General features: G+C 63.2%; 12 protein-coding genes. 4 read left to right on the forward strand and 8 right to left on the reverse strand.

Annotation, left to right across the window (positions count from 1 at the left end; all coding sequences use genetic code 11):
- Positions 1-238 precede the first annotated feature (238 nt).
- Positions 239-1546 (forward strand): MFS transporter, encoded by a 1308-nt coding sequence (locus CDV44_RS22090; protein ID WP_087690510.1) that lies wholly within the window; start codon positions 239-241, stop codon positions 1544-1546.
- On the opposite strand, the gene CDV44_RS22095 is transcribed toward CDV44_RS22090, so the two are convergent.
- Both CDV44_RS22095 and CDV44_RS28630 read right to left on the reverse strand, forming a co-directional pair.
- Positions 1540-1788 carry a hypothetical protein gene (locus tag CDV44_RS22095; protein ID WP_087690512.1) on the reverse strand — a complete coding sequence of 83 codons (249 nt, stop codon included), beginning with the start codon at positions 1786-1788 and terminating at the stop codon, positions 1540-1542. The genes CDV44_RS22090 and CDV44_RS22095 overlap by 7 nt on opposite strands.
- A gap of 316 nt (positions 1789-2104) precedes the next feature.
- Positions 2105-2230, reverse strand: coding sequence for a hypothetical protein (locus CDV44_RS28630; protein ID WP_254915918.1), 126 nt, complete (start codon positions 2228-2230; stop codon positions 2105-2107).
- Positions 2231-2643: 413 nt separating this feature from the next.
- On the opposite strand from CDV44_RS28630, the gene CDV44_RS22100 reads away from it, so the two are divergent.
- Complete coding sequence (locus CDV44_RS22100) at positions 2644-2961, forward strand: DUF4148 domain-containing protein (protein WP_170936072.1); 318 nt, start codon at positions 2644-2646, stop codon at positions 2959-2961.
- A gap of 144 nt (positions 2962-3105) precedes the next feature.
- Here the strand turns inward: CDV44_RS22100 and CDV44_RS22105 are convergent, their stop codons facing one another.
- Together CDV44_RS22105 and CDV44_RS22110 are read right to left on the reverse strand one after the other, a co-directional pair.
- Positions 3106-4230: an adenosine deaminase gene (locus tag CDV44_RS22105; protein WP_087690515.1), complete on the reverse strand. Its 1125-nt coding sequence runs from the start codon at positions 4228-4230 to the stop codon at positions 3106-3108.
- 76 nt (positions 4231-4306) lie between these two features.
- Positions 4307-5713, reverse strand: coding sequence for an NCS2 family permease (locus CDV44_RS22110; protein ID WP_087690517.1), 1407 nt, complete (start codon positions 5711-5713; stop codon positions 4307-4309).
- A 119-nt stretch (positions 5714-5832) separates the two neighbouring features.
- Between CDV44_RS22110 and CDV44_RS22115 the strand changes: the two genes are divergently transcribed.
- Entirely contained in the window at positions 5833-6885 is a 1053-nt protein-coding gene (locus CDV44_RS22115; RefSeq protein ID WP_087690519.1) for a LysR family transcriptional regulator, read from the forward strand.
- A gap of 69 nt (positions 6886-6954) precedes the next feature.
- Here CDV44_RS22115 and CDV44_RS22120 read toward each other — a convergent pair whose 3' ends face one another.
- Both CDV44_RS22120 and CDV44_RS22125 read right to left on the reverse strand, forming a co-directional pair.
- Entirely contained in the window at positions 6955-8067 is a 1113-nt protein-coding gene (locus CDV44_RS22120) for a nucleoside hydrolase (RefSeq protein WP_087690520.1), read from the reverse strand.
- 55 nt (positions 8068-8122) lie between these two features.
- Entirely contained in the window at positions 8123-9253 is a 1131-nt protein-coding gene (locus CDV44_RS22125; protein WP_058376711.1) for a porin, read from the reverse strand.
- Positions 9254-9609: 356 nt separating this feature from the next.
- On the opposite strand from CDV44_RS22125, the gene CDV44_RS22130 reads away from it, so the two are divergent.
- On the forward strand, positions 9610-10386 hold the full coding sequence (locus CDV44_RS22130) for a hypothetical protein (RefSeq protein WP_140413290.1): 777 nt from the start codon (positions 9610-9612) through the stop codon (positions 10384-10386).
- Positions 10387-10392: 6 nt separating this feature from the next.
- Here the strand turns inward: CDV44_RS22130 and CDV44_RS22135 are convergent, their stop codons facing one another.
- Both CDV44_RS22135 and CDV44_RS22140 read right to left on the reverse strand, forming a co-directional pair.
- Entirely contained in the window at positions 10393-11664 is a 1272-nt protein-coding gene (locus CDV44_RS22135) for a DUF445 domain-containing protein (RefSeq protein ID WP_087690523.1), read from the reverse strand.
- 122 nt (positions 11665-11786) lie between these two features.
- Positions 11787-13967 (reverse strand): malate synthase G, encoded by a 2181-nt coding sequence (locus CDV44_RS22140; protein WP_087690825.1) that lies wholly within the window; start codon positions 13965-13967, stop codon positions 11787-11789.
- Positions 13968-14160: the final 193 nt, after the last annotated feature.

Consider the following 14160-nt stretch of genomic DNA (forward strand, 5'->3'; position numbering starts at 1 on the left):
ACCGGCGCGTGGCCGTTTGCAGCGTCGTTTTACTTGGGTCTGCTTTGGCTTACCCGAGCGTACCTAAGCGTGCCTAGGCATTTCCGAGACTTATCCGCAGTCCCCGCAACAGCCATTATCGAAAAAACAGCCGCCGGTCCAACGCGCGGTCACGAGACAACCATGGAGACAGACGCCCCGGCGCAGACCGGAGCGTCGCAGCGCGCCGCCACGGCGCGGCGCATCAACAGGAGGCGCAATGGAACAGGTTCTCACCGGGATCGGCAACAGCGATACCGTCTCTGCCGAAAAGGCAGTGCGTACGGTCGCGCTGGCCAGCCTGATCGGCACGACCGTCGAATGGTATGACTTCTTCCTGTACGGCACCGTCACAGGACTCGTCTTCAACAAGCTCTTCTTCCCCAGCGGCGATGCCTTCATCGCCACCGCACTGGCCTATACCGTCTACGCGGTGGGTTTCGCCACCCGCCCGCTTGGCGGCATTCTGTTCGGTCACTTCGGCGACAAGATCGGGCGCAAGCCGCTGCTCATCATCACGCTCACCATCATGGGGGTGTCGACCTTTCTGGTCGGGCTGGTGCCGAGCTACGAAAGTATCGGCATCGCCGCGCCATTGATCCTGCTTTTCCTGCGCCTGTTGCAAGGCATCGGGCTGGGTGGCGAATGGGGCGGCGCGGTGCTGATGGCCTTCGAGTACGCCCCCCGTGACAAACGCGGCCAGTTCGCGGCCTACCCGCAGATCGGGCTGGCCGTCGGGTTGTGTCTGTCGACCGGTGTCGTGGCCCTGCTCTCATCGACGCTGACCGATGCGCAGTTCATGTCGTGGGGCTGGCGGCTCGCCTTCATGCTCAGTCTCGCGCTGGTGGCCGTGGGCATGTTCATCCGACTGAAGGTGCTGGAGACGCCCGAGTTTGCGCGCATCAAGGACAGCCAGCACGTGGCCCATGTGCCGCTCAAGGAGATCGCACGCGACTACCGTCGCAATGTGCTGCTCGGCTGGGGGGCGCGCTACATCGACGGCGTCGTGTTCAACGTCTACGCCGTGTTCGCGATTTCCTATCTGGTGGGGACGCTGCACTTCCCGAAGACGCCCGTGCTGGTGGCGGTCACGCTGGCCGCACTCGTGCTTGTCGTGACGATTCCCTACGCATCGAAGCTGTCCGATCGGGTGGGGCGCCGTCGCGTGTTCGGCTGGGGAGCGATGGCGTGCGGGTTGTCGTCGATTCCGGCGCTGGCCGTCATGCACTACTCGACAAACATCTGGTGGGTATCGCTCGCGGTGATCTTGCCGCTGGGCGTGGTGTACGCCTTCGTCTACGGGCCGGAAGCCTCGATGTTCTGCGAGCTGTTCGACACGCGCGTGCGTTACACGGGTATCTCGGTGGTGTATCAGGTGTCGGGGATTGTTTCGAGCTCGATCACACCGCTGGTGGCGGCAACGCTGCTCGAATACGGCGGCCACAAACCGTGGTGGATCGCGGTCTATGTGGTCGCCGTCGGATGCCTCTCCGCCGCGTGCGCCGCGGCGATGAAGAAGACTTACTGACCGAAGTAGATCGAACCGGCGCGGTTCACGCGACCCGGCACTTCATACACCGGTGCCACGGTCGTGGCTTGTTGGGCGGCAACAGGACCCGGCTGGGCTTGTTGCTGCACCTGCACCTGAGCTTGCGTTTGCGATTGCGCTTGTTGCGGCTGCGATGCCGGTTGCGTGTTTTCGGCAGCTTGTGCAGCGCCAACGGTCAGCAGGGTGGCAGCAAAGGCCGAAGCGATCAGAGCGTGTTTCATTTTCCATTTCTCCTGTCGGAAGCGACGTCCACGACGGGCGCCACCATTGCCGCCAATCTACGCTCGCGCACGCATGAGAAAAACGCGGTCCCGGAGAAGGACGCATTGCTGAAAATGAAATAATCGGGGAATGTTTGAGGCGATTGATCGCGCACACCGAATCATGGCGAACATCGCAGCGGGCTCACGTTGCACGAACCCCGCGCGAGGCGAGGCTCGCGCAAATTCAAAGTTTCAGATCAACCGGTTACACCCATCTGCGCCAGCGCAGCTTCACAACTGCGTAGCGATCGGCATCACGCCAACATCCCGGCAATCAACGACGCGTAATACGCACTGCCTGACGACGCGAGCGGTTGGCACGTTCCTGACGGCTGCGCAAATACACGGCGGTGAGCAACGAAGCACTCGCCAGCAAGAGGAAAGAACCGAGGGCAGCCATTTTTATGCTCCTGTACGGGCCAACATCGTCCGCGGTGCGGCGCACCTTGCGAACCACGACGTCGGCCAGACTTCATGATTGTTACTCTACTGCTGACACGCGTAGCAATAAACCCCATTGCATGAGACAGGTTGTTGCGCAAAGCGGCATTTCCCGCCAAATCCCCGCCCAAACCCGGTCAGCGCACAGCCATATATCCCTTATATCGGCGCCAGAGCGTTGATTTTCAATAGATTTTTCGAATCAGACGATTGGTTGTGTTTTGTGGACGCTCAGTTGCGAAAAAACCACGGGTTATCCCTAAGATTCAACTCATGCCAACGCGACGGACACCGCAGTGCAGCAAAACCGCGGAAATGCCCCGAACGCTAGCTGAACACGAAAGAACACAATCAATTGACAGGAGTATCACCATGAACACCCGTATCCTTGCTGCTGTTGTCGCTGCTACTGCATTCGTGTCGGCCTCTGCTTTCGCCGACGCTCGTTACGACAATTCGATCGGCGACACGCAACAACTCGCCAGCCAAAGCGACGTGTCGCGCGCTGAAGTTCGCAGCGAAATTGCCCAGGCTCGCGCCGACGGTCAGCTCAATCAAGTGGAAACCGGCACGCCGTTGACCGCACAGATTCAGGACAACAAGGCAGCCCCGGCGAGCGGCATCACGCGTGCCGACGTGCGCGCCCAGTTGAACGACCGCAATCTGGTCGACCCGGACAACCACTCGTAATTCATTGGTTGGATCGTTGCCCGCGCATCGTCCCCAAGCGATGCGAAGCCGCCAGCGTGCAGACGCCGGCGGCTTTTTTCTTGGGTAAAAAAATGCCGCCCGAAGGCGGCAAATGGTCGGGTGAGACCAAGGAAAAACCGTAACTCAGGCGCCCGCACCCGGCTTTGCAAGCGACGCCTCCAACGCACGGCGCGCCGTATCGAACTCCACGGCGAACGTGCGACGCCATGCGCGACGCGTGCTGTCGTCGATCCACGCGCCGTCGAGACCGTTCTGCATGAACGTCTGCAAGTCGTCGAGCGAGAAGCCCAGATGGCTGAACATCAACTCCCACGCCTGCGCCGGGTTGACCTTGTGCAGCGTCGGATCGTCGGTGTTCGGGTGAATCTTCAGACCCAACCCCGGCAGGCGGCGAATCGGGTGATCTTCCGCCCAGCGCTCCGGCGTCAACGTGCGCAGGTAATACGAGTTGGTCGGCACCACCGTGAACACGATGCCGCGCTCGGCGCATTCGTGCGCGAAGTCCGGCGCATCGACGATGGTGTAGCCGTGATCGATGCGATCGCACTTGAGCAATTCGACGGCCGTCTCGACGTTCGTCCACGGCGTGCCGAATTCGCCCGCATGCGCGGTCGTCTTGAAGCCCGCCAGACGCGCGTTGCGGTACGCCTTCCAGAAGAACTCCGGCGGGCGGTCATTTTCCCGATAGTCGATACCGATACCGATTACTTCATCGGCGCGATGCGCACGCATCCACTCGACCATCTCGACGGCTTCGCGCGGATCGGCCTCGCGGTCGATGCTCGGGATCAGACGCCCGACGATGCCGTGGTCGCGCTCGGCGTCACGAATCGCGGCGACGATGGCGTCTTGCGCATCGACATACGGAATGCCCGACGTGCGCACGGTGCCCGTCGGGTTCCAGAAGAATTCGCTGTAGCGCACGTTATGCGTAGCGGCATCGGCCAGATATTCGTAGGCGATGCAATGCAGATCGTCAGGCGTGGTCAACAAATACTCGTCGAGCGCGCGCAGCACACGCAGCACGCCCACGGGCTTCTCGCCACGGGTGTAGAACCCATCGATCTCGTCGCGCGCGAGCGGTGCGTTCGACTTCTCGGCCAACGCGACGAACGTGTCGTGACGCACGGCACCCAGCAAATGGCAGTGCAGTTCGACCTTCGGCATCGCGTGGAAAAACGTGCGATGCGCCTCCTGAATCTGCACGCCGGTGCGTGCGGCGGGCACGTGGCCCGGTGTCTCTGTCATAACGCTCAGTCTTATTGAATTCATGAGGCCCGCCCATGGCGGACGGGCCGATGTTGCTCAGGGGTAACCGCGTCGCTTAGTGACGCCCCACCACCGTCCAGAAGTAATACGCGAGGGGCAGCGTCAACACGTACAGCCCCCACGGCAGATCCTTGAAGCGCCCCATCAGCACCTTCACCAGCACATAGCAGAGCAAGCCGCCCGCGATACCCGTGCCGAAGCTGTTCGAGAGCAGCGTGAGCAGCACCATCGCAAGCACCGGGAATGCATCGCTGAAGTCGTCGAACGGCACATGACGAATCGTGCTGAACATCGACAGACCGATCAGGATGAGTGCGGGCGCCGTGGCTTCCTTCGGAATGGCCAGCGCCACCGGCACGAAGAAGCACACCAGTGCAAACATGAACGCGGCGGCAATCGACGTCAGGCCCGTGCGGCCACCCGCTTCCACGCCTGCCGCCGACTCGACCAGCGCCGTCAGCGCGGGAATGCCCAGCAGCGCGCCGCCCGTGGCGGCAATCGAATCGACCAGAAACGGACGATTGATGTTGGCCATGTTGCCGTGCTCGTCGAGCAGGCCAGCCTTGCCGCCCACGGCGAGCGTGGTGCCCAGCGTGGAGAAGAATTCCGCCGCGAAAAACGCGAACAGATACGGCAGCGCCGCCACGGTCAACGCGCTATGCAAATCCAGTTGGAACGCTACCGGCGCAATGCTGTGCGGCAGCGAAATGAACGACTCGGGGACCTTGGTCACACCGAGTGGCACGCCGGCGAGCGCCGCCAGCAGGATCGACCAGAGAATCGCGCCCGGCACCTTGCGGCCTTGCAGCAGAATGGCCGCGCCCAGCCCGACCAAGGCCACGATCGTGCCCGGCTTGCTGAAGTCGCCCAGCGCGAAGGCGTTGGTCTTGGCGTTGGCCACGACCATACCGGCGTTGCGCACGCCCAGCACCGCGATGAACAAGCCGATGGATGCGCCCAACCCCAGCTTGATGGCCGTCGGGATCAATCGTGCGACCACGCTGCGCGCGCCGAGCACGGTCAGCAACAGGAACAGCACGCCCGAGAGGAACGCGATGGCGATGCCGGTCTGCCACGCGACATGCTCCGTTGCCGCCAGCGTCACGCCGACGATCACCGAGCCGCCGATGCCCGGGCCGACCACGAACGGCAGGTTCGCGTAGAAGCCCATCAGCACCGAGAACAGCACGAACACGAGCATGACCGCCGTGGTAGCGGCGCCGCGATCCATCCCGCCGGTGGCGAGCAACGAGGGAATTACCACCATCAGGTAGGCGGCGGCCAGAAACGTCGTGATACCGGCCAGCACTTCGGTACGCACGGACGAGCCGCGCTCGGCGATGGCGAAACGTCGCTCGAACCAGCCGCGCGGCGCACTTGCCGTGCCGCCCTGCGGCAGGCTGCCGCTGGTGCCGCCCGCGTGGCCACTATTAACGTCGCGCTCAGTAGGAGAGGTATGCATATGCCAAGAATAGTTGGGTCTTTGCGTGGCACTTTACGGCCAAGCGACTATAAATAAAAAATCAAATTACTTATGATTCGATAATTCGAATCTATTCTTCGCAAACCCAGGAGCGCGCTATGGCGACACCCCCGAATTCATCGCGCCGTACCGGTCAATCGGCCGCCGCCAAAGCCTCGCCCGCCACCACAACGCCGCCGCAAGCGAAGAAGGAAGCACCGGCGACAGCCAAGGCCACCGCGACCGCCCCCCCAGCCACCGTGCCGCCACTGCCTGCGCTCACGTTGCGGCAAGTGCAGTACTTCGTTGCGCTGGCGCACTCGCGCAGCTTCACGCAGGCAGCACAAGCGCTCTCCGTGACTCAGCCCGCACTGACGGCCGCCATCCGGCAAATCGAGTTTCTGCTCGGCGGCCGGTTGTTCGAGCGCTCAGCACACCGTCTCACGCTGACCGAGGCCGGCACGACCATCCTGCCGCTCGCCGAGCGCCTGCTCAACGCCGCGCGGGGCACCTTCGACGACATGACCAGCACCTTCACGCTGCAAGCGCAGACGGTGCGTATCGGCTTCATCCCGTCGGTGGCCGCCCGCTTGCTGCCGGTGCTCGGCAGCCTGCGAGAAGCGCACCCCGGCGTTCGCTTCGCCCTGAGCGATCTGCCGAACAGCGAACTCGTCGCCGCGCTCGCCCGTGGCGAGATTGACCTCGGCGTGGGCATTCGCGATGAAGACGACGAAGCGGCCAGCGCCGAGGGCTTTCGCTGCGACGACCTGTTCGACGATGAAATCGTGCTCGTCGCGCGCCACGACGATCCGCTGGCAAAGGCGGCGTCTGCCACGTGGGCACAACTCACCGAGCGCGATCTCGCCGTCTTCGTGCGCGGCAACGTCAGCGATTCGTTGCGACGCACGGGCGGCTCGCACAATCTACGTCTGGAGCCGAAATACCGCATGGAGTACACCGAGCCGCTGTACGCGCTCGTGCGCAGCGGTCTCGCGCTTGCCATCCTGCCCAAGCTCTACACCCTGCACTTGCACGACCCGGACCTCGTCGCGCTCGACGTCACGGCACCGCGCGTCACACGTACCGTCGCGCTGATGTCGCTCGACGGCAAGGAGCGCGGCCCGCAGGTCAGCGCCTGCCGCGACTGGATCGCGAAGCATCTCGCGACGTAATCACAACATGCGAAAACGCGGTGCCCTTGTCTTTGCTGGGGCACCGCGTTGCTTCATTACCTCGAGTCGTTACGGCAGGCGCGCAATCCGCGCCAGCAACGTCTCGTAGAAACGATCGTCATCCACGTCGGTGATCCAGGTGGCGTTCACGGCGCGCTTGGTGCGCCCGGTCCAGTCCACCACGGTCTCGCCCAGCGTGAGTTGCCCCGTCGTCTCGACCGCCACGTTCACGCGACGCCCGCCAAACATCGTCGGATCGATCAGGTAGCCGATCGTGCAGGGGTCGTACATCGGTGCCGACTCCACACCGCGGCGGCCCTTCTGATACGCCACTTCCGCCGCGAGAATGTCCGCCACGATCGGGCCGCAACGATTCTTCAACGCGCGGAACGGTGCCACACGTGCCGGGGTAATCGGGGCCTTCACGCAAACGTCGCGCGGCATCACCGTAATCGGCACACCGGCGTTCAGCACGATGCTCGCGGCTTCCGGATCGACAAAGATGTTGAACTCGGCCGACGGCGTGATATTGCCGCGTTCGAACCACGCGCCGCCCATCACCACGATTTCGCGCAGCGCTTTTGCGCCGTCCGGCGCAGCGGTCAACGCGGTGGCCACGTTAGTGAGCGGCCCGATCGCCACGAGCGTCACGCTGCCCGGTTTGGCCGCGCGCAGCGTGTCGATCAGATACGTCACGGCGTGCTGCGGGGCCAGCGGTGCGCGCGGCTCATGCAACGTCACGCCGTCGAGGCCCGTTCGGCCATGCACATTCGCGGCCGTAATCAGATCGCGCATGAGCGGCTTCGGGCAGCCGGCATACACCGGCAGCGAGTGCGTCTTGCCCGCCCAGTCGCGCACGATGCGCGCGTTGCGCTCGGTCAGTTCCAGCGGGACGTTGCCGCCCACCGTCGTGAGCGCTTTCAGGTCGATCTGATCGCTGGCACCCAGTGCAAACAGAATGGCGATGGCGTCGTCCTGACCCGGGTCGCAATCGATGATGACGGTGCGACGCGGCGTGCCGTCGGCCGCGAGGCGCGACGCGCCTTCGGTCGACGTCAGTTCTGCCAGCGCGTTACCGGCACCGGTGGCGCCCAGCGTCGCCAGCGAGGCGGCGAGCGACGTGCGCAGGAAAGTGCGGCGATTGCGCTGCGGGGCCGTGCTCGGTTCGTTGATGTCTGCCATGGCGTCGAATCTGAAATTAGCGTGAAAGGCGAAGTCGTGAGGCCGCGTCGGTCGATCAGAACGTGTGGCGCATACCCAGCGTCACGGCCAGCTGACGCTTGGTGCTCGATGCGGCGTAGCCGAACAGCTGCGCATTCTGCGCGTCGCCTGCGGCCTGCTGCGCGTTGAGCGTGAGCGCCACGTCAGTGCGCTTGGACAGCCAGTAATCGGCTTGCAGGTTCACCTGATGCCATTGCGGGCGCGTGTTGATCACATCGTAGTTGCCCGTCGTGAAACCGTACGCAGCGCCCAGCACGAGGGCCGGCGTGACGTTGTAGTTCAGCGTCAGGTTGTAGTTCTGCAAGTGCAGATGCGACGCGTCGAGATACGTGTAGCGCACGTCGGAGAACATCGCACCGATCAGCGCCGGGCCCCAGTGGTAGAAGCCGCCCGTGGCGAAGATGCGCTGCTGGCTCGCGTACATCGTCGGATGCACGGCGCTCTTCGAGAAGATCAGCAGCGGGCTGGCGTAGTCGTTGGCGATGGCGCCGTCGTTGTTCGTGCCGCTGAACGGGTTGTTGTATTGCGCGTACGCGGCGTTCCAGTCGAAGTCGGCGTACTTGTAGCCCAGGCCGAAGCTGTAGGCGTTGTTATTGCGAAAGCCCGTGGCCGAGTTCGAGAAGCCGTATTGCGCCGTGCCGTGGAAGCCGCCCACCGTCGGGCTCACCCACTTCACCGAGTTCTGCATACGGATATCGTTGTAGCCGTTGTCGTTGTCGCCGATGTTCACGCCGTTGCTCGAAATGATGATCGGGCCGACGTAATCGTGAATGGTGTCGTACTGGCGGCCGAGGGTCAGCGTGCCCCACTTGTTGTCCGACAGGCCGACGAACGACTGGCGGCCGAAGGCACGGCCGTTCTGGGCCGCCGTGCCGTTCACGATGCTGAAGCCGGCTTCGAGCGTGAAGATCGCCTTGGTGCCGCCGCCGAGATCCTCAGACCCACGGAAACCCCAGCGCGGGTTCTGGTTCGTACCCGAGAGCGCCTGCCACGTCTTGTTGCCACCCTGATTGCTCACGTACCCCACGCCGCCCGAAATCAGGCCGTAGATGGTGACGTTGCTTTGCGCATGTGCCGAGGTTGCGGCAAGGGCCATCGCGGCGCAGGCGCCGGCAAGGCCCAGACGGGCCAGAATCGTGGTCTTCATGAGGTGTGGCGTTCTCTAAGGTTTTATCTGCGCGCCGGCGAGATAGGTGCATTCGGCGCTACAGGGACCGAACTATAGGGAACGGGTTTGTATAAATATAATTTTGATTTTTTATATATCGATAAATTTAATCGATTCTACGACGACAGCCACGTGCGGCGGCGTCTTGGGCGGCAAAAACCGTTGTCGTGGCGATCGAGAGTGTGCGTTGCGCGCCACAGTCAGTGAAGTTTCGCGTCTTCGCCCTGCGCGATCAGGGCGTGTCCCCACCGGCGAACGTAGGCAACCGCGCGAAGCGCGAAGGTGCTCTGGGAATCGACGATCCGCGTCGATAGGATTCGCACCAGCCGGGCACATTGCCAGCACATCGTTGGCCGTTACTTCGTTATTCCGTCACTCATTTACTCAGTTACGCCCCCGGCTCTCTCTTCCCTCTGAACTGGAGCGCCCGCCTCATGACGATCGTTACCCCCCTGCCGCCCCCTGCTATCCCATACGCCAATGCTTCGGAGGCTGACGGTCCGCCCAGCGATCAGACGTACGAAACGCGGCTCGGTGAAGTCCTCAAGGAGAAATTCGCGGTCGTATACGTCGGCTACTCGGGCGCGGGATATGCAGCGCAGACCGGAATCAAGGAAGCCATCGCGCGGGACCTGAAAGCCATTTGCGAGGAACGCGGTCGAAAAGACGACGTGGTCGTGGTCGCCGGCGGCACGCCCGAAGGGATCGGCGTCGTCTACGAAGTCGCCCGGGACATGCGGCTTGCCACGCTCGGCATCGTGGCCGAGCAAGGTGCGCAATATGCTTCAGCGAATTGCGAAACGTTGGTGACCGTGACAAACGGCGACACGAACGATTGGTCGACGCGCATGCCCCAATCCGGCGAGGAACTCGTTGTCACCGCGCTCAGGATCGCCAATGAGCAGGGCAAGGGCGCCCAACTGCTGGCGTACAACGGCGGTCCGCAGGCATTTGTCGAAGCGATGGCGGCGGCCAAAGCCGGCTACAACGTGAAGATCGCCCACGAACATCAGGCGATGAAGACCGACAGGCCGATGCCGTTCAACGACCCCGACAAGTTCAGTGCGCTCATCGCGGCAGGGGCGACGCTTGCATCCCCGTCCGAGAGTTGACCTCGTTCATCGCGCCAGGAGGGTCGGCGCTTGGGCGATCAGGTACAGCAACGCGCCGATCAGTCCGCCCACGAGGGTGCCGTTGATGCGGATGTATTGCAGATCCTGCCCCACGCTCAGGCGGATCTGCTGCGAGAGATGTTCCGCATTCCAGCCGTGCACCGTCGCGCGGATGTGTTCGGTCACGAAGTCGGCAAAGCCCGGCGCCATGCGCTCGGCAGCGTCGAGCAGTTGCGCATCAAGCGCACGGCGCAGCGATTCACTGCGCGCCAGTTCTTGTGCGATCCACGACGCTGCGCCCACGATCTTCGCGCCGATCACCGAATTTTCCTGCGCCAGGTCGCGCTTCACCCAACTGCGCCACTCGTTCCACAGACTGCCCGCATAAGCGGTCAGCGCCGTGTCGCCCTTCAACTGCGCCTTGAAGCCGTCGAGCTTCGCTTGAAACTCGGCGTCGTTGCGCAGCCGCTCGATCAGTCCGGCCACCGCGCGGTCGAACGCCTGACGCAACTGGTGCGAATCGTCAGCCTCCATTTGGGCGAGCAGGCGCGTCACGGCGGCCGAAATCATGTCCGAGCCCTTGTTGCCGATCCATTCCGAGGGCAGCACCTTCTCCTTCTTCGGGTGATCGGCCTTGAGCCACTCCACGATGCGCGCCGAGAGAAATTCGCGCGTCTGCGGTTCGTTGAGCAGTTCGACGAGGTACTCGAGCGTTTCGTCGAGCAGCGCCTGATGGCGGCCATCGCGCGTGAGAGTGTCGAGAATGGCAGCAGCCGATTGCGACAGGTCGAGCCGGTCGATCATCGTGTCGAGTGCACGGCGAATGAACGCCTGCACGTTGCGCTCGTCCATCACGTCGAGCACGCCACTGGCTACCTTCACCAGCACGGCACTCAATTGGCGTGCGTTGTCGTGCGAGCCCAGCCAGTGGGTCACCGCGTCGGCGGGATTCTGTTGCTGGATGAGGCGCACCACCGAGGGCGTATCGAGAAATTTCTCGCGAACGAAGCGGGCCAGACCATCGCCCAGCGCGTCTTTCTTGCGAATGAGAATGTTGGTGTGTGCAGCGAGCCCGGGGATCGGAATGCGCCGGAACAGCGCCTCGACCGCGAACCAGTCAGCCAGACCGCCGACCATCGCCGCTTCGGCGGCAGCGCGAATCCAGCCGGTGAGAAAGTGCGGCGGCATGAAGAGCGTGGCGATGAAAATCGCCAGCGCGACCAGCAGGAAGTACAGGGCACGCCGTTCGGCGCGTTGCAGTGCGATGGCGGGGTCCATGCGCAACAGGCTCCTGAAAAAACACGAACGCCTGACAGGTTACCCCGTCAGGCGTCCGGTGATAAGTCTTGTGCTTATCGAGACCTGCTATTCGCGCAATTCACGCGATACACGTGATGACGTTAGCCGCGTTGTTCCGCCTTGAGCTTCAGACGGTACTTGTGCAGCAGCGGTTCGGTGTAGCCGTTCGGCTGCGTGAGGCCTTCGAACACGAGGGCGCTGGCGGCCTGAAACGCCAGCGAATCGCTGAAGTTCGGGGCCATCGGGCGGTACTGCTTGTCGCCTGCGTTCTGCGTGTCCACCACGGCGGCCATGCGCTTCATGGTCTCTTCGACCTGTTCGCGCGTGATCACGCCGTGACGCAGCCAGTTCGCCAGATGCTGGCTCGAAATACGCAGCGTGGCGCGGTCTTCCATCAGGCCGATGTCGTTGATGTCGGGCACCTTCGAGCAGCCCACGCCCTGATCGATCCAGCGCACCACGTAGCCGAGAATGCCCTGCGCGTTGTTCTCGATTTCCTTGCGGATCTCTTCAGTGTTCCATTCGGCCTTGGCCACCACCGGCACCGTCAGCAAACCGGTGAGCAGGGCGTCGCGCTCTTTCGCGTAGTCGATCTTTTCGAGTTCCTGTTGCACGGCCTGCACGTCGACAACGTGGTAGTGCAGCGCGTGCAGCGTGGCGGCGGTCGGCGACGGCACCCAAGCCGTATTGGCACCGGCCTTCGGATGCGCGATCTTCTGCTCCAGCATGGCGTGCATCAGGTCGGGCATGGCCCACATGCCCTTGCCGATCTGTGCGCGGCCACGCAGGCCGGCAGCCAGCCCCACGAGCACGTTGCTCTTTTCGTAAGCGGTGATCCACGCCGACGACTTCATGTCGCCCTTGCGCATCATCGGGCCGGCTTCCATCGCCGTGTGCATTTCGTCGCCGGTGCGGTCGAGGAAGCCCGTGTTGATGAAGGCCACGCGCGCAGCCGCCGCAGCGATACACGCCGACAGGTTCACGCTGGTGCGGCGCTCTTCGTCCATGATGCCCATCTTGAGCGTGTTGCGCGGCAGGGCGTACAGGTCTTCGATACGGCTGAACAGTTCGTCGGCGAAGGCCACTTCGGCCGGGCCGTGCATCTTCGGCTTGACGATGTAGATCGAGCCGGTGCGCGAGTTCAGGCGGTGCTTGCGGTCGTGCAGCGATGCCAGCACGGTGACCACGCCGTCGAGAATGCCTTCCGGAATCTCGCGGCCGTCGCGATCGGTGATCGCCGGGTTGGTCATCAGGTGGCCCACGTTGCGGATGAACAGCAGCGAGCGGCCATGCAGCTTCACCGGCTTGCCATTGGCGCCCGTGTATTCGCGATCGGCGTTCAGGCGGCGGGTGAAGGACTTGCCACCCTTCGACACTTCTTCCGTGAGCGTGCCTTGCATCAGGCCCAGCCAGTTGCGATACAGCTCGACCTTGTCGTCGGCGTCCACGGCGGCAACCGAGTCTTCGCAGTCGATGATGGTCGTCACGGCGGCTTCGACGAGCACGTCCTTGATATGGGCGGTGTCCGTCTTGCCGATCGGGTGGTTCGCGTCGAATTGAATTTCGAAATGCAGACCGTTTTGCTTGAGCAGCACGGCCGTCGGCTTGTCGGCATCGCCTTGATAGCCGATGAAGAGTGCCGGCGTAGCGAGCGTGGTCTTGCCGTTCCTGGTCGTGATGACGAGCTGGCTGTTCTCGACGCTGTAGCCGGTCGCATCCTTGTGCGAGCCTTCGGCCAGCGGCGCCGCCTGATCGAGGAAGCCGCGTGCGAAGGCGATCACGAGTTCGCCGCGCTTCGGGTTGTAGCCGGAGCCTTTCTCGGCGCCGTTGGCTTCGGGAATCGCGTCGGTGCCGTAGAGCGCGTCGTACAGGCTGCCCCAACGTGCGTTGGCGGCGTTCAGGGCATAGCGGGCGTTCGAGAGCGGCACCACGAGTTGCGGGCCAGCTTGTTCGGCGATTTCGTAATCGACTTCGGCGGTCGTCGCTTTGACGTCAGCCGGTGCGGGCAGCAGATAGCCGATCTTTTCGAGGAAGGCGCGGTAGGCGGCAGCGTCGGCGATCGGGCCAGGGTTGGCGCGGTGCCAGCCATCCAGTTCACCTTGCAGACGATCGCGCTCGGCGAGCAGCGCGCGGTTTTTCGGCGCGAGGTCGTGGACGATGGCGTCGAAGCCCTTCCAGAAGGTTTCGACATCGACACCGGTGCCCGGCAGGGCTTCCTTTTCGATGAACGCGATCAGATTGTCTGCGACCGTCAGGCCGCCACGCTGGGAAGTGGAAGTCATGATGCTGTACTCGAGTTTGAAAACCTGGTTGACGCTGCTTCGCCGGGCCATTCACTTGTCACCGAAAACGCATTTCACGTTAGGGCGGCGCATGATCACTGACGAAAAGGGGCAGTCTTATATAAGACCCTGAGTGTAATCGTTCTCCCGGCGCTCGGAAACCCGGGATTTCGAGTCGTGACTCCACCCCAGC

It is taken from the genome of Pandoraea sp. PE-S2R-1, assembly GCF_002179865.1.
Classification (GTDB): Bacteria; Pseudomonadota; Gammaproteobacteria; order Burkholderiales; family Burkholderiaceae; genus Pandoraea.